General features: G+C 54.9%; 14 protein-coding genes. 13 read left to right on the forward strand and 1 reads right to left on the reverse strand.

Features of this window, described 5'->3' with window-relative positions:
* Positions 1-19: 19 nt before the first annotated feature.
* The 6 genes from AC1DLI_RS26940 to AC1DLI_RS26965 all read left to right on the forward strand — a co-directional run bounded on the left by AC1DLI_RS26940 (position 20) and on the right by AC1DLI_RS26965 (position 8167).
* Positions 20-1441: a DUF5060 domain-containing protein gene (locus AC1DLI_RS26940; protein ID WP_477607639.1), complete on the forward strand. Its 1422-nt coding sequence runs from the start codon at positions 20-22 to the stop codon at positions 1439-1441.
* A gap of 14 nt (positions 1442-1455) precedes the next feature.
* Complete coding sequence (locus AC1DLI_RS26945; protein ID WP_477607641.1) at positions 1456-2940, forward strand: DUF5605 domain-containing protein; 1485 nt, start codon at positions 1456-1458, stop codon at positions 2938-2940.
* Positions 2941-3005: 65 nt separating this feature from the next.
* Positions 3006-5132, forward strand: coding sequence for a hypothetical protein (locus AC1DLI_RS26950; protein WP_477607643.1), 2127 nt, complete (start codon positions 3006-3008; stop codon positions 5130-5132).
* Entirely contained in the window at positions 5129-6019 is an 891-nt protein-coding gene (gene dapA / locus AC1DLI_RS26955; protein ID WP_477607645.1) for a 4-hydroxy-tetrahydrodipicolinate synthase, read from the forward strand. Before AC1DLI_RS26950 ends, dapA begins: the two co-directional genes overlap by 4 nt.
* Positions 6020-6023: 4 nt before the next feature.
* The gene (locus AC1DLI_RS26960; RefSeq protein WP_477607647.1) at positions 6024-7214 is read left to right on the forward strand and encodes an iron-containing alcohol dehydrogenase; all 1191 of its coding nucleotides are present in this window, start codon (positions 6024-6026) and stop codon (positions 7212-7214) included.
* Between the two features lie 11 nt (positions 7215-7225).
* Positions 7226-8167 (forward strand): pectinesterase family protein, encoded by a 942-nt coding sequence (locus tag AC1DLI_RS26965; protein ID WP_477607649.1) that lies wholly within the window; start codon positions 7226-7228, stop codon positions 8165-8167.
* Positions 8168-8181: 14 nt separating this feature from the next.
* Here AC1DLI_RS26965 and AC1DLI_RS26970 read toward each other — a convergent pair whose 3' ends face one another.
* On the reverse strand, positions 8182-9165 hold the full coding sequence (locus AC1DLI_RS26970; RefSeq protein ID WP_477607651.1) for a sialidase family protein: 984 nt from the start codon (positions 9163-9165) through the stop codon (positions 8182-8184).
* Between the two features lie 154 nt (positions 9166-9319).
* Between AC1DLI_RS26970 and AC1DLI_RS26975 the strand changes: the two genes are divergently transcribed.
* The 7 genes from AC1DLI_RS26975 (at position 9320) to AC1DLI_RS27005 (ending at position 20518) form a co-directional block, all read left to right on the forward strand.
* Positions 9320-10378, forward strand: a complete 1059-nt coding sequence (locus tag AC1DLI_RS26975; RefSeq protein WP_477607653.1) for a dienelactone hydrolase family protein — start codon at positions 9320-9322, stop codon at positions 10376-10378.
* Positions 10379-10409: 31 nt separating this feature from the next.
* Positions 10410-13112: a family 78 glycoside hydrolase catalytic domain gene (locus AC1DLI_RS26980; protein WP_477607655.1), complete on the forward strand. Its 2703-nt coding sequence runs from the start codon at positions 10410-10412 to the stop codon at positions 13110-13112.
* Between the two features lie 17 nt (positions 13113-13129).
* Complete coding sequence (locus AC1DLI_RS26985) at positions 13130-15868, forward strand: beta-N-acetylhexosaminidase family protein (protein WP_477607657.1); 2739 nt, start codon at positions 13130-13132, stop codon at positions 15866-15868.
* A gap of 45 nt (positions 15869-15913) precedes the next feature.
* Positions 15914-16447 (forward strand): D-2-hydroxyacid dehydrogenase, encoded by a 534-nt coding sequence (locus AC1DLI_RS26990; protein ID WP_477607659.1) that lies wholly within the window; start codon positions 15914-15916, stop codon positions 16445-16447.
* A 344-nt stretch (positions 16448-16791) separates the two neighbouring features.
* Complete coding sequence (locus AC1DLI_RS26995; RefSeq protein WP_477607661.1) at positions 16792-18414, forward strand: ankyrin repeat domain-containing protein; 1623 nt, start codon at positions 16792-16794, stop codon at positions 18412-18414.
* 262 nt (positions 18415-18676) lie between these two features.
* Complete coding sequence (locus tag AC1DLI_RS27000) at positions 18677-19516, forward strand: AraC family transcriptional regulator (RefSeq protein WP_477607663.1); 840 nt, start codon at positions 18677-18679, stop codon at positions 19514-19516.
* Between the two features lie 126 nt (positions 19517-19642).
* Positions 19643-20518 (forward strand): phytanoyl-CoA dioxygenase family protein, encoded by an 876-nt coding sequence (locus AC1DLI_RS27005; protein ID WP_477607665.1) that lies wholly within the window; start codon positions 19643-19645, stop codon positions 20516-20518.
* The last annotated feature ends 396 nt before the right edge of the window (positions 20519-20914 follow it).

Here is a 20914-nt window from a genome sequence, read left to right on the forward strand (position 1 = left end):
AGGGAGTGCAAGTAGCAAAATGGGAATGCAAGAGGTTGAACGCTGGGGAATATTCGAGGTTGCCTTATCCGGTCCTGCGGCAGGTAATCCATTTGAGGAGGTCGCCTTGTCGGCGACCTTCGAATACCGCAACGACCGGGTCGAGGTCGAAGGCTTCTATGACGGGGCCGGCATCTACCTTGTCCGGTTCATGCCGGATCGAGAGGGAACGTGGCGCTTCGTAACGAAGAGCGGCGTACCGGAATTGGACGGCGCAACGGGGAGCTTTCTTTGTACCGAGCCGTCAACGGGAAATCACGGGCCCGTAAGGGTCAAGGAAGGTTATTTGTTCGCTTACGAGGATGGTACGACCTATATGCCGTTTGGCACGACATGCTATCACTGGACCCATACTGGACACAAGGAGCATGAGCTTCAAACGCTGGAGGAGCTCGAGCAATCACCGTTTAACAAGGTAAGGATGTGCCTGCTCCCTACGCGGGACATGCGTCCGGAAATGGTCGCGTTCGCAGGGACATGCCCGGAGGATGCGGACACGACCCGGTTTAATCCAGCGTTTTTCGCCCATCTGGAGGAGCGGATCATTGATTTGATGAAGATCGGCGTGGAAGCCGACCTGATTCTGTTCCATCCCTACGACAAGCAAGGGGGCTGGGGCTTCAACAGCATGTCGCGCGAGCAGGACTTCTACTACTTGCGTTACGTCATCGCCCGGTTGGGCGCGTTCCGCAACGTCTGGTGGTCGCTCTCGAACGAATACGATTTTAACAAGATGAAGACCGTGGAGGATTGGGACCGGCTGCTGCAATATGTACAACGGAAGGATCCGTACCAGCGGCTTCGGTCGATTCATAACGGCACAAAAATGTACGAGATATCGTCCTTGTACGATTTCTCCAAGTCGTGGCTCACGCACCAAAGCATCCAGCATTGGGATACCGGGCCGACTACCGATTGGCGGGCGGCCGTTCGCAAACCGATCGTGGTCGACGAAATTTCCTACGAGGGCAACGTCGCCAAGCGATGGGGGAACATCACGGCTCTCGAGCTGATGCACCGTTATTGGGAGGGGCTTACGAGCGGCGGCTTCGTTGCCCACGGAGAATGCTTCGAGAATAAGCCGACGAGAGCCTGGATTTCGACCGGGGGCCGACTGTACGGGGATAGTCCCGAGCGGATCCGGTTTCTGCGACGGCTGATGGAGGAAGGTCCGGTGGATTGGATGGCGGCGCGCCAGGAAGGCTCCTATGCGCTTCTTTACCTGGGCAAATCCCGCCTTTCATCTTACAAGCTCCCTTTGCCACCCGACCGGGAATATCGGATCGAGTTCATCGATATTTGGAAAATGTCAGTAACGCCGCTTGACGGCATTTTCGCGGGACAGAGCGACTTGGCGCTGCCGGCTAGACCTTATACCGCCTTGCGCGTGCAAGCAGTTTGAGAGGAGAGAGCGGAGTGATTCAATATCAAGATGCAGTGGAGCGTTGGGGGATATTCGAGCTGCGGCTGATGGGGCGCGAGGACGATCGGCTGTTTGCGGACTCATGTCTGCGTGCCGAATTCAGCAAGGGGGAACGTTTTTTCGAAGCCGAAGGCTTCTATGACGGCGACGGTCGTCTATTGATCCGGTTCATGCCGGACGAGGAGGGGGACTGGTCATTCCGCGTCGAGGGCGAGTCAGCACCGTCCGGCGGGTATTCCGGTCAGTTCCGGTGTCTGCCTGCGCACGCGGGTAATCACGGGCCGGTGAGCGTATCCGGCGCGACGCACTTCTCGTATGCGGACGGTAAGCCGTACACGCCGTTCGGAACAACGCTTGAGGCTTGGCATGTTCAGGACGGCTCAAGCCGCGCCAGGACGATCCGGTCGCTGAACGCATCGCCCTTTAATAAAGCTCGAATAAGTGTTATACCACTGGCCGAGCACGCAGCGGCCGGCGAGACGGAGACATCTCCGTTTGCCATGCGCCCGGATGGACAGCCGGACGCCGATTACTACGAGCCGGCTTATTTCGCAAGGCTGGAGGAATGCGTGGAGAGCCTGTCCCGGATCGGCGTGGAAGCCGAGCTGATTTTATTTCCCGCTGTTCTAGAGCGTGATGGTTCCATTCGGCTAACGCTGGAACAGGAACAGCGTTATATCCGGTACGCGGTCTCCCGCTTGGCCGCTTTCCGTAACGTATGGTGGACAGTGGCGGATTTGGGCGACAGCGGAGGACAGCGGCAGGACGCCGATTGGCGCGCCTATTTCCGGACGCTGCGCGAATGCGATTACGGTCATCATCTGAGTACGATACACGGCACTCCTTCCTCGTTTGATTGGGGCGTTCCATGGCTGACGCATATCAGTCTCCGCCAGGAGGATGTTATGATTGCCTCGGACTTCACCCTGCATTACGAGAAGCCGGTCGTCATTGACGATTGCGGCCGCGAGGGCACGGGATCGGAGCCGATGGACGCGCTGACAGCGGAAGATATGGTGTACCGGATATGGGAAGGCTTATCCCGCGGCGGTTTCGCGGCCCATGGGGAATCGCTTCGCCGGCCGGATGGAACAAGCTGGTCGGTTCACGGCGGCGAGCTGCTCGGCGAGAGCGGGGTGCGGATCGCTTTGCTTCGCGGTCTGCTGGAGGATGCGCCAAGCTGCCTGACTTACAGCAGGCAGCGCCACGATGCTTCGACCCTTGAGAGGAGAGGCGAATATTATTTGCAATATTTCGGGCCCCATCGCTTCTCGTCGCGCGACTTCGCCATGCAGACCGGCGAATTTGCGGTGGATATTATCGACACATGGAACATGACGATCGAACGGCTTGACCAGACCTACAAACAAAGGTTTCAAATCAAGCTGCCCGGCGAGATTTATGTGGCGCTCCGGTTGCGTAAAATCAGCGAAGGCACGGCGTTGGACGAACCGGGCCAGGAGCAGGTGACGGCGTAGTAGCTGGCGAAGGCTGAACCGCCCGGCAGGGCGGCAGATCGGAAATTGGAAGGAGACCGCTGGAAATGAACGCATATCGCATAACAAGTCCGGCTGAGAATCGAAGCGTAGACGTCTGGCAGTCGGACAACGATGTCTATATCCAATTGTCCCGCGAAGGAGAATCCAAGCCTTATTTCAAAAATTTACTGGGGCTCATGGCGGTATATTCTGCAGGGCGTCCATGGCGGGAAGAGCGACTTGGCTTGAATGCCGTGCGAATCGAGCAGCAAGGCGGCGTACTGCGGATCGAGGCAGACGGGGGCGAGCTGTTCCTCACTCTGGAACTGACATTCGATTCGGAAGGACTGCTTCGGATCGCCACCGTATGGGAGAACCGTTCCGGCCGGACCATTTATGACGTCGCGGTCGGGCTCGAATGGGAGCTCGCCGCACGCGGCACGGAAAATGTGACGATTCCCCATATGATCTACAACAACAACCCTTCGGCCGACCCGGCCAGGCTCGTGCCGCATCTAGGCATGGGAGAGCATAAGGGCTTTATTTGCGAGGAGCACCGGCTCCCGATTCCATGCGTCAACGTCGAGTGGAGGGAAGAGGGATGCAGTGAGCGGTTCTTGACGATGTTCTCTCTCCCTTCGTATATCGAGCTGTCGGACGGCACCGTTCATTACGGCTCGGTAGGCGCTTACAAACGGGAAGGAAGCGTCGCCATTGCGGCGATGAGCGGCGTTCTGATGTTCAATGGCGAGAAGGACATCGTGTACGTCAGCAAAAGCAAAATCGAGCCTTACTCTGGCGGCTATACGGATTTTGCGCCGGGCTTCGCGCTCGCGAAGAGCTATGCGATGGAGTGGGGGCCGCAGAAGGAGCCCGGCCGCTCCTTCTCGCAAGCCGTTTACCGCGCCGTTTTGCTGTACGATCCGCAGGGCGCCGATCCTCTCTCACTGGAGGATCTGATCCGGTTGAAGTCGGCGGCCATGGACGACAGGTGGCGGGAGACGGATCGGGCAGCCGGTTATGTTAAGTTCAACGACCGCAATTCATTCGGGCTCGTGTCAAAGCACGGGCTTCACTATATGTACGGCTGGACCGGACAATGCTTAAAGCTGGCCTGGTGCGATGCTTTCTTAGGATTCGACGAGCAAATGCGCGAGCGTGTCGAGCGCTGTAGGAAGGCTGTTGAGTTTTATCTGTGCGAAAGCGGCACTTCGGTGCCCGGACTACGGAGTGGGGCGTACCATCTGTCGGACGGCAGGTGGGACAATTTCCACCGGCAGCAGGAGCCCGTCATCTCGAGCCGCGCCTTTGGCGAAACCGTAAGCGACCTAGCCGATATTATTTTGCTGTTCCGCAGCCGGGGGGCGCAAGTTTCCGCCTCATGGACGGATGCGCTCAAGCAATCCGCGAATTTCCTGCTGGATGCCATACTGCCTACGGGCATTTTCCCGTCCTCGTGGCGATTAGACGGGAGTGCGGCAGAGACGGAGATTACGGCTGCCGGCATTCCGTGCCTGATCGCGTTAATCAAAACCTATCAGGTGACGGGCGTGCGGACATACCTTGATGCTTCCCGCGCCTGCATGGAGAGCTATTACGTTCTGCATGCGAAGACCTTCGAACGTCCTTTCGCCCGGTCTACGCTTGATGCTAGATGCGAGGACAAGGAAGCAGGCATGTTTTTCTTCCTTGCGGCTTACGAGCTCTTCCGTCTGACCGGTGAGCCCGATTTCCGGAAGTGGGCGGAGATCGCCGCGGACTGGCAGCTAACCTTCGTCTATATGTGGAATCCGGCTTACGATCGCGGCACGGCGTTCAGAGAGAAGGGCTTCCAGGCGGTCGGTTGGCCCGGGGTGAGCGTGCAGAACCACCATCTAGACGTCTTTTTCCCTACCTTCGAGCTGTGGCAGTTCGGCCTCCTCACCGGCAACGAGATGTACGTGCGTCTGGCGCGGACGATCTTCGGCGCGCTTGGCCAAGGCATCTGCACCGAGCCGGGCGAGTGGGGCTTTACCGTCGTCGGGGAACAGGCAGAGGGCTTCTTCCAGTCCAACTTCCAGGGAAGAGGCCGTTCCAACACATGGAACCCTTCTTGGATTATTTCCGAAGTGCTGCATCATGCGCTCCGCTTTCGCAAGGCATTGGATATGGAGGAAAAACCAAATTATTGTAAAGGAGTTAATCGTTCATGATCAGACCTCACGGCATTATACCAGCCATGGTGACGCCTTTCGATGAAGAGGGGCGCCTTAACGAACCCGTCGTCCGCCAAATGATTCGGCGCCTGCTTCAAGCAGGGGTGCACGGCATTTTCGTTCTTGGGACGAACGGCGAATTTTTTGCGATGACGGAAGACGAGAAGACGGAGCTAGTTAGAATCGCGGCTGATGAGATCGGAGGAGCCGTTCCGCTCTATGCCGGATCCGGCGCGATTACGACGGCCGAGACTGTCCGGTTGTCGCGCAAATTGGAGGACGCAGGCGCCGACGTTTTATCCATCATTACGCCTTACTTTGTTCCATTGAACCAAACGGAGCTTTACCGGCACTTTGAAGAGACGGCGGGCTCGACCGCTTTGCCAATCGTTCTCTATAACATTCCTGCACGAACGGGCATCATGCTGGAGGCGGACACGGTGGCGTCGTTGTCCCGCATTTCCAATATCGTCGGCGTGAAGGATTCAAGCGGCAACTACGAGCATGTGCTTCAGCTTATTCAACAATCGGGTCCCGACTTCGCAGTTCTCGCCGGTACGGATTCGTTCATTTTGTCGACCCTGCTTGCAGGGGGCGCAGGCGCGATTGCGGCCTCCGCCAACGTCGTACCGGAAACGGTTGTCTCGATTTACAGGCATTGGCGGGAAGGGCGGTTGGAGAAAGCCGCAAAGTCACAAGCTGACATCGCGGCGGTCCGCAAGCTGATGCAGCTCGGAACGGTGCCTGCAGGGCTCAAGGAAATGATGCAGCAGCTGGGAATCGAAGTCGGCTCGCCTCGTTTGCCGATCCAGCCTGTCGGCGATTCGGCTAGGAATACCATTGCGGCAGGCCTGCGCGCGGCTGGCATCCTGAAGGAGGAGTAGCCTCTTGATTACAGTATTTCAAACCGCAGGTTCGATCCTTGCGGGAGCGGGCTCGTTCCGCTCTGTCGCCGGACAAATTCAATCGCAGCTCGGACCGGTCAGGCGCGCGCTTCTGGTTACGAGCCCGAGCATCAGGAGGAACGGCTGGGCGGAAGAGCTGCGGAAGCAGCTAGGCAGCACCGGGATCGTCGCGGACATCCTCGAGGACGACATACGCCCCGAACCTACGGCGGGCGAAATTGAAGCGATGCATGCCAAAATCGGTGAAGAAGCGTTTGACGTCTATATCGGACTCGGCGGCGGAAGTGTGCTGGACGCGACGAAGCTGCTGGCGGTGCGGGCGACAAACGGACGACCGCTGGAGAGCATGCTGGGCACCGACAATATTGAAACCGACGGCATTCCGACCGTGCTCATCCCGACAACGTCTGGCACCGGTTCAGAGGTTACTCCGAATGCCATCGTCACGCTTCCGGAGCAGCAATTAAAAATCGGGATCGTCAGCCGCCGATTATACCCTAAGCTGGCGGTATTAGACCCCGAGCTTACTCTCACGCTTCCGAAGGCGGTAACGGCCGCAACGGGAATGGATGCCTTTACCCATGCGCTGGAGTCGTTCATCGGCAGGAAAGCGAATCCGGTCAGCGACATGTTCGCGCTTGAAGCGATACGGCTCATTAGCGGCAGTATCGCGGAAGCATACGAAAACGGGAGCTCGATTGCCGCACGTTCGGCAATGCTGTACGGCTCCGCTTACGGGGGCATGGCGCTTGCGGCTTCGGGAACGGCAGCCGTACATGCACTGGCCTACCCGCTCGGCGGACGGTTCGGCATCGCTCACGGTGTCGCGAACGCGATGCTGCTGCCGCATGTTATAGAAGCGCAGCTCGATGCCATCGTGAGCCGCTTCTCGCTCGCCGCAGAGGCGATGCGACAAGGTACTGGAACCATCGCCGATATCTCAAGCGATGCTAGAGCCGAATCCGAATGGGCGCTCGAACAGATTGCCGAATGGACGCGGCAGGTCGGCATTCCGCAAAATCTGGCGGAATACGGAATAACGGAGCTCCATCTTCCCGCTTTGGCCGAGAGCGCGTCGCAGGTAACTCGACTCATGGATAACAATCCGAAATCATTCACACTCGGCGAGCTTGAGCGGATATACCGCAAGCTTATGCCCGGCAAAACCATTTAGGAGGTGCTTATATGCGAACGATTGTGGTGGACCTTAACGGAAACGGCGATTACCGCACCGTTGCGGAAGCGATTGCGGCAGCGCCGGATCACGCTGAAGAACGGATTTTGATTGTCGTGAAAAACGGGCATTACAAGGAGAAAATAATCGTTCCGCCAAGCAAAACCCATTTGTGCATAGTGGGAGAAAGCCGGGACGGAGCCGTCATCGTATACGACGATTCCGTTTCGAAATTAAAGCCGGACGGCGAGAAAATGACGATGTACGAAACACCGACCTTCACAATATTATCGGATGATTTTTACGCCGAGAATCTGACCTTCGCCAATTCAGCCAGCAAGAAGGAACCACGCGGTCAGGCGCTTGCGCTGCATGCGGAGGGAGACCGGGCCGTCTTCCGGAACGTCGCGTTTCTCGGCCATCAGGATACGCTGTACACGCCGGGGAACGGCAGGCAATTTTACGATGGCTGCTATATCGAGGGAACGGTCGACTTCGTATTTGGATCCGCGACAGCCGTGTTCAAGGATTGCGAGCTTCATAGTCTCAATCGTCATAACGGCTATGTGACGGCAGCTTCTACAGGGGAATCCCAGCCATACGGTTACGTCTTTCTGAACTGCAGGCTTACAGGTGCAGCGCCTCCCGCGACCGTCAGTCTAGGGCGGCCGTGGCGGCCGTACGGAAGCGCGATTTTCGTCCATACTTGGATGGGAAGCCATATCCGTCCGGAAGGATGGGATAACTGGCGCGATCCGGCAAAGGAGAAGACGTCGCGGTACGCGGAATACGGAAGCACGGGACCGGGAGCAGAGAAGGCGGCCCGAGTCGGATGGGCCAGGTATCTGTCGGAAGAAAAGGCTTCCGCATTGACGGCACGAGGCGTGCTTGAAGGCCGCGACGGCTGGAATCCAGAAGAGGAGCGCCGCAGCCATATAAGCTGGTTGTTATAAGGAGCGTTCGCTGACTACACTTTCTTCACGATATGGCAGAAAGCGATTCGCTCCCTTCTCCAGGTATAGCTTATATAAATGTCGTTTCCATGAGCGACAACAGCGGGATACGAATATTGGCTGATGCCCGAATCGAGCGGAAGTTCCTCTCCCCATGTCGCGCCGTCGTCGCGGGATATCCTGAGCACGAGCGGGCTTCGAGGGCCTTTCCCCTTCGGGTCGTCCTCGCGAGGCCGGGTCGGATTATAGGCTATTGCAAGCGATCCGTCCGGGAGCTGCACAAGATCGAAGCCGCTATTGTTGTTCGGCATGTCGGTCGGATAAGCCTCGCACCATGTGAGGCCGCCGTCCTGCGAATCGCTGCGGTACATGGCGCCTTCGGTGCTCCGGGCCAGCAGGTGGACAGAGCCGTCCTCCGACTCCCAGAGCGTCGGTTGAATGATGCCTTTTAGCTTTAGCCTGCTGTGATCGAGCGGAACGGCTGCCGTCTGTGCCCACGTATCGCCCTGATTATAGGAAATATCGATAAATGCATCCCATGCGGGCTCAAGTGAATTCGGTGCGAGAAGCGTGCCGTCCCGAAGCGTGATCGGCTTGTTCTTGACAGGGCCCCGTCCCCCGATGTCGCCGGTCACAAGCTCCTTGGGCTCGTACCAGGAATGGCCGTAATCGTCTGAATGGATGATGCGGGTATACCATTCGGCAACTCGGAAACCAACTTTGTAGAAGAGCAGCAGTCTGCCGTCAGGTCTGAGATATAGGACGGGATTCCAATGCGGGAGACCTTCCTCGTCCGCGACTTTGACCGGAGCGGACCATTGGCCAGCCGCTCTGCGCGCCGTCCAGATCGCCACGTCGGGTGCTCCCTCGCGGGAGCCTCCGAACCAGGCGGCCAGCAAGTCGCCGCCCGGCAGGACAACAAGTGTTGACGCGTGGCAGCTCGCGAAAGGGCGATTGTCTTCAAATATAAATTCTTTTGTTTTTACCGATAACATCATGAAACAAAAACACCTCCGAAAATGATTTACAATGACTAACCCCATAGGGTAAGCCGTTACATAACAAGCGTATGACGGAGCATGACCCGTTTCAATAGGGCATTCCGGTACGAAGTGCCTGCGATAGCACTTATTTGGGAGAGGAGTTTGCGAGATGTGGAATCCCGACGTTTTTATGGAAATGTTGTATGAACGGTCCGCAGCGACAAGAAAGAAGCAGGCCGGGCTTAGACGAGAGGAGCGGAAAGCGCTGCTGAAGGAACGGCTGAGGACTTCGCTTGGCTCGTTCGAGGAAATGCGTGCGCCGCTCGATCCGGTCCTTCTGGAACGGATCGAGTATGACGATTATGTCCGGGAGCGCGTCGAGATTGGAACGGTGACCGGGCTTCGTATGCCGGTTTACGTTCACATTCCTAAGGTTCTGAACAAGCACAGCCGGTCGGGGGAGTTGCCCGGGAATCCTCCCGGCATGCTTGCGCTGCATGGACACGGCTACGGAAGCCGCGAGGTCGTGGGGCTTGCACCCGACGGGACGATGCGTGAGACGAAGGGCGGGCACAACAGCTTCGCGTTGGAGCTTGCACGGAGAGGCCATATCGTCGCGGCGCCGGAAATGATCGGCTTTGGCGATCGCAAGCTGCTCCGCGATACCGTACCCGGCAAAGAAAGAAGCTCATGCGCTTCCTTAACGGGCCAATTGCTCATGTTTGGCATGTCCATTGCGGGGCTGCGCGTCTTCGAAGCGATCAGGACGCTCGATTACCTCGCGATGCGGGCAGAGACGGATCCCGATAAATTGGGCTGTATGGGCTTCTCCGGCGGCGGCGTGGTCGCAGCGTACACTGCAGCTCTCGACGAGCGGATCAGTGCTGCCGTCCTGTGCGGATTTACCAACACATACAAAGGGAGCATTCTGTCGATTAACCACTGTATCGATAATTTCATTCCCGGAGTACTTGACTACGCCGAGCTACCCGATTTGATCGGGCTCATTGCGCCGCGTCATCTCTTCATTGAATCGGGCGAGAACGACCCGATATTCCCTGCCGCAACCGTTAGGGAAGCCGTCGGGATTGTGCGGGACATCTACCGTGACGAAGGGGCGGAACGCAGGCTGCAATACGATATTTTCCCCGGTGTCCACGAGGTTAGCGGACGGGCCGCTTATCCATGGCTTCTCTCCGCATGGGAATCGGACGCGACGAAGCTTTAAATTAGAGAATTCAATAGGAGGAACCACTGTCATGACTACCTTACGAGTTATTGCGTGTAAAACCGAATACGCGCACAACCCACTAGGACTGGATCATCCCAGCCCCCGTTTGTTCTGGCGGCTGGCTGCGGACGACCGCGCGGTAAAACAGCAGGCTTACCGTATTCTTGTCGCCTCGTCTGAGGAGAATCTAGCCCTGGACCAGGGTGATATGTGGGATAGCGGCGTTGTAACGTCAGACCGTTCGACGCATATTTCCTATGACGGCAGCGCGCTTCGATCCGGAGAACGCTATTACTGGAAGGTCCGCGTATGGGACGACAGGAACCGCATATCGGAATGGAGCGAGCTGGCATACTGGACGATGGGACTGCTATCCCGCGGAGATTGGAAGGCAAGCTGGATCGGCAGAAAATCGCAGACAGAGCTGGACTTTCAACCGACGCCATACATGCGCAAGTCGTTTTTCCTTGGGAAAAAAATCCGCCGTGCAACGGTATATGCCACCGCGCTCGGTTTGTACCGGTTGTCGATTAACGGTAAGACGGTTGGCGATCTCTTCTCGCCGGGCTGGACCGATTACGACAAGCGCGTGCAAGTGAATACCTATGACATCACGGATATGATCAGGGCTGGTGATAATGCATTTGGCGTGATCCTCGGCGACGGCTGGTATGCGGGGACGGTCGGATTTCTCGGAAGACATATTTACGGCGAAAAGCCGTTTTTGCTGATGCAGGCGAATGTCGAATATGAGGACGGGAGCAGCGAACAAATCGTGACGGACGGATCTTGGAAAACGGCGGCTGGACCGATCCGGTATTCGGATATGATCAAGGGCGAGACCTACGATGCCAGACTTGAGCGGAGCGGCTGGGATGAGCCGGGGTTCGACGACACCGAATGGGAGCTGCCGGACCTGCGGTCAGGTTATAACGGACTGCTCAGTGCGGGAATCGAGCCTCCGGTAACAATCACCATGACGATCGAACCGATTAGTGTAAGGAAAACCGAGGCGGGAACCTTTATTTACGATATGGGACAAAACATGGTTGGCTGGACGGAAGTGACGGTTCAGGGTGAAGCCGGAACGCAGATTACTTTAAGCCATGCCGAGATGCTGAGTCCGGATGGCTCGCTATATCTGGACAATTTACGGGTGGCTGTTCAGCAGAATCATTATATTCTTAAGGGTATTGGCAGCGAACGGTACGAGCCTCTGTTCACCTTCCACGGCTTTCGCTATGTCGAGCTGATCGGCTATCCCGGCGAGGCGGATCTTACTTCGATCAAAGGGAAGGTCGTTCATTCCGGCATGCCGGTAACGGGCAGCCTGGTTACGTCCGATCCGATGGTCAACAAGCTTTATTCGAATATCGTATGGGGGCAACGCGGTAACTTCCTGTCCGTCCCGACCGATTGCCCGCAGCGCGACGAACGGCTCGGCTGGACCGGGGACGCGCAAATCTTCGCCCGGACGGCCTCTTACAATATGGATGTATCGAGATTTTTCACCAAATATATGAGAGATATCGTCGATGCGCAGCAGCCGTCAGGCGCTTTCACGGACGTCGCGCCCGACGCCGGATGGATCCGCCATAAAATGTGGAACACGAGGCTCAATTGGTTCGCGCCAGATAACGCGGGCTGGGGCGACGCCGGCGTTATTATCCCGTGGACGCTTTATCTGATGTACGGCGATACGCGCATCCTCGAGGAGCATTATGATGCAATGAGGCGCTTTGTGAACTACTTGAAGGATAACAGCAGCGGTCTTATTCGGCCCGATTATGCAAACTATGGCGATTGGCTGTCGATCGACGCTGACACTCCGAACGAAGTGTTGGCCACCGCGTATTTTGCCTATAGCACGAAGCTGCTGGCAGACATCGCCGACGTGTTAGGCAGGAAGGAAGATCGAAGCCTTTACGGCACGCTGTTCGGAGAAATTGCAAAGGCATTCCAAGACGAATTCGTCCAAGACGACGGGTTCATTCGCGGTGATACACAGACTGTGTATGTACTAGCGCTGCAGTTCGGCTTGCTAACGGAGGAGTTGAGGCCTAAGGCGACAAGCCGCCTGACGGAAAATATTAGGGCACGCGGCAACCGTCTGTCGACCGGCTTTCTAGGCGTGGGTTATCTGCTCCCAGCCCTTACGGAAACCGGTGAATTGGACATCGCTTATGAGCTGCTCACGCAGGAAGCGTTCCCGTCCTGGATGTATTCAATCAAGCACGGCGCCACAACGATCTGGGAGAGATGGGACGGCTGGACGGAGGAGAATGGATTTCAAACGCCTTCTATGAATTCCTTCAACCATTATTCGCTCGGTTCGGTAGGAGAATGGATGTTCCGCTATATGGCCGGAATAGAAGCCGATCCGGCGGATCCCGGTTTCCGCCACACTATTATCCGTCCGAGACCCGGAGGGCGGCTGAAGTGGGTGAAGGCGGGGTACGAATCGCTTTACGGGACGATCTCCGTCGAATGGAAGCTGGAAGACGACAATCGCCTGGAGCTTGAAGTCGAGGTGCCCGCGAACACGAGTGCGACGGTGTACGTGCCGGGGGCAGGTGTGATTTCGGATGGCGAGGACAGAGGGAACCTTGCTGCAGGGTGTGCGCTTTTGACACAGGAGGAGTATCGATCCATTTACCGTCTCGACTCGGGCAAGCACCGCTTTACAAGTAAATTCGGAGCCGTTGAAAGCTCCATGGCAGGTAACAAGTAGGAAACGGAGGTATAAGGATGAAGAAAATATATTTGGGTATTCACGATAACGCATCACCCCGGCTGCTTCACGGCTTGAAGCTGCTTACGGAAGCTTTGGAGGAATGCGGCTGCTTGGCGGAGGTTGCGGAGGGGGAGTGGAGCTCCCTGACTTACCGGAAACGGCCGGAGCTGAAAATATATGTCGGCAACAGGGAGGAGTCGGAGTTTATCCGCTCGTTGGAGCGTCAGGAGGTTCTTATTTATCATTCGGAGGAGCCTGGCAAGGAAGGTTTCTATATCGCTACGCTGCCGGGGAACTTGATCGTCGTTTCGGGCGGTAACGACACCGGCGCATTATACGGAGCCCAGGAACTAGGCGAACGGGTTCGCCGCGCGGGGCGGGTCCCGGAATTGCTTGCGCATGGCGAAACGCCGGACTTCGTGCTTCGCGGTCCGGTGCTCGGCCTGCAAAAGACGGAAATCGAACCTCCCCGCCGCACTTACGAGTACCCGATAACGCCGGATCGATTCCCTTGGTTTTACGATAAAGCGATGTGGCTCGAGTATCTGGATATGCTCTGTGCGCAGCGAAGCAATGTTGTGTATATATGGTCGGGTCATCCTTTCTCTTCCTTAGTGAAGGTGGAGGACTATCCGGAAGCGCTGGAAATTACGGAAGAGGAATACAAACTTAACGTCGAGACGTTCGGCTGGTTGACGGAAGAAGCGGACAAGCGAGGCATCTGGGTCGTGCTGAATTTCTACAATATTCATATCCCGCTGCCATTCGCAGAAAAGCACGGCTTGGAGCTCCATCAGCCGAAGCCGCTTCCGATCACAGCCGATTACACGCGAAAGGCAGTAGCGGAATTCGTGAGATCTTACCCTAGCGTCGGACTCATGCTATGCCTGGGAGAGGCTCTGCAGGGTGGCGTCTATGGCACCGAATGGTTCACAGAAACGATTCTGGCGGGCGTTAACGAAGGGCTTCGGGATCTGAATGTAAAGGAACGTCCGCCGATCATCCTCCGCGCTCACGCAGTTAAGGCCGAGCCGATCATCGAGAAGGCGATTCCGCTTTACCCGAATTTATTTACCGAGGCCAAGTACAACGGCGAGTCGCTAACGACCTGGACGCCGAGAGGCGGATGGAAACAAACCCATAATAACCTAAGTGAGATGCAGTCGGTCCATATCGTCAACGTCCACGTTCTCGCGAATTTGGAACCGTTCCGCTACGGCTCGCCCGCCTTCATTCAGAAAAGCATGCAGGCGGCGAAGCACCGGCAGAAGGCGAACGGTCTGCACCTCTACCCGCTGTTTTTCTGGGATTGGCCTTACAGCGGAGACAAGGCGACGCCTAGGCTGAAGCAGGCGCAGCGCGACTGGATCTGGTATGCCGCATGGGCGCGTTATGCCTGGAACCCCGACCGCGATCCGGAGACGGAACGCCATTATTGGATCGAAGAGCTTGCTGCGCGGTTTGGGTCCCGGGAAGCGGGCGCAGCGCTGCTTGAAGCATATGACGCTTTCGGCGAATGCGCGCCGCGGCTTCTTCGCCGCTTCGGCATTACGGAGGGCAACCGGCAGACGCTGTCGCTCGGCATGAAAATGAGCCAATTGACCAATCCGGACCGCTATTCGCCTTATAGGGCGTTATGGGAGGATCACGCGCCGCAGGGCGAGCGGCTGGAACAGTATGTCCAGAGAGAGCTGGCGGACGAGCCCCACATCGGGGAGACGCCGGTCGACGTCATCGAATCGGTCGAGCTGTTTGCGGATCAAGCATGGACGGCGATCCAGCGCGGAAGCTGTCATATTACCCGCAATAAGGAAGAATTCGAACGCATTGCAAGCGATGTGGAAGCGATCCGGTATATGGCGCGATTCTATGGCGCCAAGGTACGGGCCGCCATCCAAGTGCTATCATACAAACATACGGTAAAAGGCAGCTATCTGGAACGCACGGATCTGTTGGAAGAAGCCGTTCCTCACCTGCAGGAAAGCATTGAATGGTACCGCAAGCTGACTGGGCTGACCGAGAAAACCTATCTTTACGCGAACAGTATGCTGACGTCGCATCGTAAAATTCCGGTTCCCGACGGCCGGAAATACAAGCATTGGACGGACTGTCTCCCGGTATACGAAGAGGAGCTCGCGAGCTTCCAAGCCAGCGTGAATGACCTAAAGGCAGGAAAGCTGCCTTCTCAGGTAAGCGGGGAAGAAAGGATCGATCCGTACCGTCAGGCCGACTTCCGGCTGACGTCCCCCGGCATGGAGACGTATACGCTTTCGAAGGACAGCTTGCTCTTCACGGACGGCGAAGTATATGTTCAAAGCTGCGCGGAGGAGCTCGAAGGCCTGACCAGCATCCGGTTCAGCCGTGCGGAAGCCGCGAAAGGCGGCATAACCGTCGAGTTCGAGACGGACACACCGGTTCGTCTGCTGGTCGGCTATTTCAATTCATCCGACGATCAGTGGCTCCAAGTTCCGACACTGGACGAGAATACGCATGCGGATGACCGGGGCGGCTTGTCGCCGATTTTGCGCAAAGGGATCAAGACCTCCTTTTACCCAAGCGTGAACGTTCACGCGTTTCTGTACGAAGCCGGAAGTCACGTGCTAAACCTGGGCAAAGGCGCATTCGCGGTGCTCGGCGTCATCGCTGCCGACCAGGAGCTAAAGGAGCGTGATGTATCACCGTTCAGCGAAAGCTCCCGCTCGCTCGATTGGTTATATGATAGCGAAAGAAAAAAGGGAGCGCTGTCGCACTGATGGAAGTTGCTGTGGTACAAGCTGTACGGACGAGAACGATGGTATGTGTTCACAAATTGTCCGAGAATAGCATACAACGTATCCGAGATACTGCCCAAAGCTTTCGGCATGAAGGTGCTGGGCATTAGAAGAACGGGAGGGGAGTCGTCTCATGTGGACCGTATGTACGACATCGGTCGTATCATGGAGGTGCTCGGGCAAAGCGATTACGTTATCGTGACACTGCCGCTGACGGATGAGACGCGGCACATGTTCGGACACGCGCAGTTTCGCGCGATGAAGCCTTCGGCTTATTTTATCAATATTGGTCGGGGTGGTACGACAGATACCGATGCGCTGGAAGAGGCACTGCGGCAGGGGATCATTGCCGGCGCTGGCCTCGATGTGTTCGAGGAGGAGCCGCTGCCGGCTGTAAGCCCGCTGTGGGAGATGGAGAATGTGATCCTCACTCCGCACATTTCCGGATTGACCGTTAATTACGAGGAACGTGTGATGGACATTTTTTTGAGTAATTTGCAGGAATACCTCGGGGGAAGGTCGCCATCCATTAACCGGATCGATTTCTTGAAACAATATTGATGCGTGTTCATAAATGTTGAACTGTGCGCAGTCATCCGGCTTCCAAATCCAACTCGTAAAATGACCCCGGCAAATCATTCGTTCCAAAAACAGCAGCTAGGCCGCTTTGGCTCTGGCTGCTGTTTTTTTCCATGCACAAATCAACAAGGCTGCTGGATCAGTGCCGCTGCTCGTCGAATTAGTATTCGATATCCCGCTTATGCATGTTACGCCGAACTCTTTGATACTCTATTATGCGATGATCGCCCCATTGACTCTTTATTCCTGATAATGAAACAATAAAAAGTAGTTTCTCGCATCGAAGTGCAAGTCCCATTAAGACGATTGAGGAGGCAGATGAATAGATGAAGAAGTTTATTCAGCCGGAAACACTGAAAACGGATAAGGAAGTCCCGTTCAGTGGAGGAGCGGGCAACGAGGTATGGAGCATGCTGGCTGCCTGTGCGGCGGGGAATTTGGAGGTAGTGCGGGAGCTGCTTCAGAAAGATCCGTCGTTGTCTAACTGCAGTTGGGCGTACTTTTCCCCGATTCATTTTGCCGTAAGGGAAGGTCACGCAGATATCGTGCGTATATTACTTGAGCATGGCTCGGTTATTACGGCAACAGCAGTTAGCTGGCAGGACGTTCCACTGCAAATAGCCAAAGACCGTGGCCATTCCGGCATCGCCGCGATGCTGGAGGATCAACTTGAGCGTACGTTACATAGTAATTCATTAGGAGATTCCATCGCTGCGCTTATCAGAGAACGCAATGAATGTGAAATAAAGCGGTGGGTCGACGAACATCCGGATGCGGTGAATTCGAGCGACGATCGCGGAAACACCCCGCTGCATTGGGCCGTTATGACCAGGCAGCTGAAGCTGATTGATTACTTCATTCAGCAAGGCGCCGATATGGAAGCGCGAAGAGCGGACGGAAGTCAACCCGTTCACTTGGCACTGGAGGGGGATTACTTCTACCGCGCCAACCGGGATTTACCGGCCGAAGCGATTAGGAACAAATGGTTTCTGCTCGGTTATCTGATTGCCAAAGGGGCTCGCTATGATATCTACACCGCCGCAGTGGTCGGAGACACGCCGTATATACGCGATATTTTGGCACAAGACCCCAAGATGGTCAACGTCAAGGATTCTTCCGAAAGATCGGCATTATATTATGCGTCAAAACACGGATACGAACATGCGGTACAAGTTCTGCTTGAGCACGGTGCTGACCCAAACCTGGCTGAAGTAGGCGCGCCGGGCGGGGCAGCCTTGCATGCTGCCGCACAGGGCAATCATTTGTCATGCGCGAAGCTGCTGCTTGAGCACGGTGCCGATGTCCATGCCAACGTCGAATCCTCAGGCAATCCGGTCTCGATTGCAATGAGTAAAGGATATACCGAAATGCGGGATTTGCTTTATGCTTACGGAGGTACGGCAACGCTGGCCGCCGCTTGTTGGCTGGGTAAAATCGAATTGGTCGGCGAAATCCTGGCCGCGGATCCTTCCTCGGTGAATAGTGGCGATGATTTCGGTCCGCTAACGCTGGCTGCGGGATTTGGACATAAGTCTATCGTACGGCTGCTGTTGAAATATAATGCCGATCTGAATCGTCCCTGGTACGTCAATAACTATATGGGCTATGCATTTCGTTCTGGGGAAGAAATGGTGGGGCTCCTGCTCGATCACGGCGCCGATCCTAACTTGACCAATTGGTTTGGCGTCAGCTACTTGCACGTTTTGGCATCCCAAGGGAATACAAAACTAGCCAAAGTGTTAATCGATCGCGGCGCTGAATTAGACACCGTGGATGATGTATATTGCACGACACCGCTCGGATGGGCTGCCAAGTACGGTCAAGCGGAGATGGCCGCTTTTCTTCTCGAACAAGGTGCCCGGCGGGCTCCAGCGGGTGTTCCCGAGTGGGCATCGCCTATTGTTTGGGCCAATCGCAGGGGCCACGTGGCAATGATGGAGATGCTTTAAAAACGGAGTATACTATGAAAAATGTACAAGCTGTACCGGATAAGATAGGATGCCGACGTGCATACGGACAAGGAGAGAAGCAGCGAATGATCACTTCCTATTTTTGTGCGCATGGTGCGCCCTCGCTCAGCTTGGAGCAAAATGAATACTTAACTTTTATTCCGAAATTCGCAGCGTATACAACATGATATCGATTACCCATAGACGCTACATCCTGATGGAAGGATTTCTTTAAGATTTCCATGCTAAGGAGGTTAACAGTGTGTATGATCCGCTACTTCATATTAACTTTCGTTCGGGCAACAATTTCGGTAAAGCCCGTTGTGAACCCGGATGGAATTGGTGTCCGCTGCCTTTGACTGACTTTGATCTCTGGTATGTGGTGTCAGGTTCAGGAACAATGCGCATTGGAGACGAACAGCTTAAGCTGGCGAAAGGAAGCTGCTTTCTCATTCATCCAGGGGATCGGCCTGAAGCCAATCAAAACCTGGAAGATCGGCTCACGGTCATCTTTATCCATTTTAAAACGAAGCAGCTTACCGAAGATTGGGTTGTTGAACAAGGCATTCCGATCGCCAGACATACATTCGTTCATGAACAATTTGGCTTTGAAATTTTGTTAAATCGTATTCTGGAAACATTAGAGCTTGGAGATGCCTATTCCATAGGTGAGTTTGACAGCTTGATGCGACTAGTGCTTTATGAGTTGCTCCGGAGTCAGGAAGGTAATCTGACTGGCGATAGCATCTCAGCAAAGCAGCGTCAGACGGTAGCTAGGGTTAGTTCTCTCATTCGTTCCAGCACTCAAGGGAAAATGACGGTTATAGAGGCAGCGCAATTGGCGGGGTTGTCGGCGGAATATTTGAGTTTGCTCTTTAAAAAGACGATTGGAATGTCACTGCAGGCTTTTCTCACGAAAGCACGCATGGAAAGAGCGATGCATCTTTTGACCGAAACGACTATGAATGTATCGCAAATCGCAGATGCGATCGGTTACGACAATGTGTTTTTATTTAGCCGGCAGTTTAAACGTCATTTTGGAGGTCCACCTTCGATATATCGGCGTTCATCGGTAGCAGCCGTGCCGCACGGAAATAATTAGACTTCCTGCTGATATCGGAAAAAGGATAAAAAATCAAAGAGTTGCTTCATGTTCGATGCTCTTTGCTGCATGATACGATAATGACATCAACAAACCATTCATCGTATTAAGGAGGAAAAATTCCATATGGAAGAGCGTAAATCGAAGCGAACGCTGCATTCTTATGACACCGATGAGGAAGAACGTCTGGCTAGAACAATCGCAAACACCCTGTATCGTTACGATCAAATCGAGGACGACCGCATCCCATCCTGGGCCGAGTTAACGGATAATCATGTCCGTCTTTTTTGGGAAAGAGGATATTTGGTGGTGGAGAATGCATTGACGGAGTCTGAGGTTCAAACGAGCTTAGAAGCCATCATGGACATTTTATTCCGTCGCTCGCTAGGCTCTCGTATTCAGTTTGTTAAACCAGAGAATGAACTTCATACCGACGAAGAGCGCGAGTTCGCCGCACGCAAAATTCACGGTTTTATGGATCACGAACCCCGATTGCGGGATATTGCTCTTCATCCGGATGTAGTGAATGCAATGGGTAAGCTGTTCGGAGAACAGGCAATAGTTGTCCAAGATCAGGGCATTCTGAAACCGCCAAGCGGTGGATCGGAAAAACCATGGCATCAAGATATGGCTTACGGAAACTTGGCATACGATAAATCCGTCATAGGCGCATGGTTTGCATTGGATCCGGCTGAATTGGACAACGGTTGCATGCATGTCATTCCGTATTCCCATCGGGAAGGCGCTGTCCCCCACTATGCTGAACGCGATTGGCAACTCTGCGATCGCAGCGTGGCCGTTGCAAAGGATGTAGCTGTTCCATTGAAGCCAGGAGGAGTGCTTATATTCTCCGGTCTTTTACATCATGGCACGCCACCAAATTTCTCGTCGAAGCGTCGCCGTTCGATCCAAGTTCACTACGCGCCTGAATCAGCGGTTAAACTTAAACCCAGTGAATATAAAAAGATGTTTACTAACGAGATGACCGGAGCTGAATGTTGAATCCCACATTCGAAATTCACTTGTCCCATTCACTGTTTTTATCTCGATTGAGGAAGAACAGACAAACGTGGAAAGCAGCTTAAGGGTGGGGGAAACCGGAAGTTTGGTTTCACCCACGGCATTCTTATCGACTAGAATGATGATGCGTATATCTTTCATACGGGTATGTTACAACAATATATGAATGTAAAAGAAATAAAATAAAATGTAGAAAAGAGTAATGTCGGGTGACAAGAACATAGTGTCATTGGATGTGCCGCATTTAATGCGGCATTTTTTTATGTTATCAAGTTATTGTCAAATTGCAATGACAAGAACTTGATAACATTCCCGACATGCGTATTGGAGAAAGCCTAAATGCGATAGCCCATCGCCGGAAAAGGGATGGTATCGGTA

The sequence above is a fragment of the Paenibacillus sp. 01T443 genome, assembly GCF_056398325.1.

What these genes read in the sequence shown, in the direction of transcription:
- AC1DLI_RS26940 (WP_477607639.1), top strand. Translation starts at nt 20, where the DNA reads ATGGGAATGCAAGAGGTTGAACGCTGGGGAATATTCGAGGTTGCCTTA.
- AC1DLI_RS26950 (WP_477607643.1), top strand. Translation starts at nt 3,006, where the DNA reads ATGAACGCATATCGCATAACAAGTCCGGCTGAGAATCGAAGCGTAGAC.
- dapA (WP_477607645.1), top strand. Translation starts at nt 5,129, where the DNA reads ATGATCAGACCTCACGGCATTATACCAGCCATGGTGACGCCTTTCGAT.
- AC1DLI_RS26965 (WP_477607649.1), top strand. Translation starts at nt 7,226, where the DNA reads ATGCGAACGATTGTGGTGGACCTTAACGGAAACGGCGATTACCGCACC.
- AC1DLI_RS26970 (WP_477607651.1), bottom strand. Translation starts at nt 9,165, where the DNA reads ATGATGTTATCGGTAAAAACAAAAGAATTTATATTTGAAGACAATCGC.
- AC1DLI_RS26975 (WP_477607653.1), top strand. Translation starts at nt 9,320, where the DNA reads ATGTGGAATCCCGACGTTTTTATGGAAATGTTGTATGAACGGTCCGCA.
- AC1DLI_RS26980 (WP_477607655.1), top strand. Translation starts at nt 10,410, where the DNA reads ATGACTACCTTACGAGTTATTGCGTGTAAAACCGAATACGCGCACAAC.
- AC1DLI_RS26985 (WP_477607657.1), top strand. Translation starts at nt 13,130, where the DNA reads ATGAAGAAAATATATTTGGGTATTCACGATAACGCATCACCCCGGCTG.
- AC1DLI_RS26995 (WP_477607661.1), top strand. Translation starts at nt 16,792, where the DNA reads ATGAAGAAGTTTATTCAGCCGGAAACACTGAAAACGGATAAGGAAGTC.
- AC1DLI_RS27005 (WP_477607665.1), top strand. Translation starts at nt 19,643, where the DNA reads ATGGAAGAGCGTAAATCGAAGCGAACGCTGCATTCTTATGACACCGAT.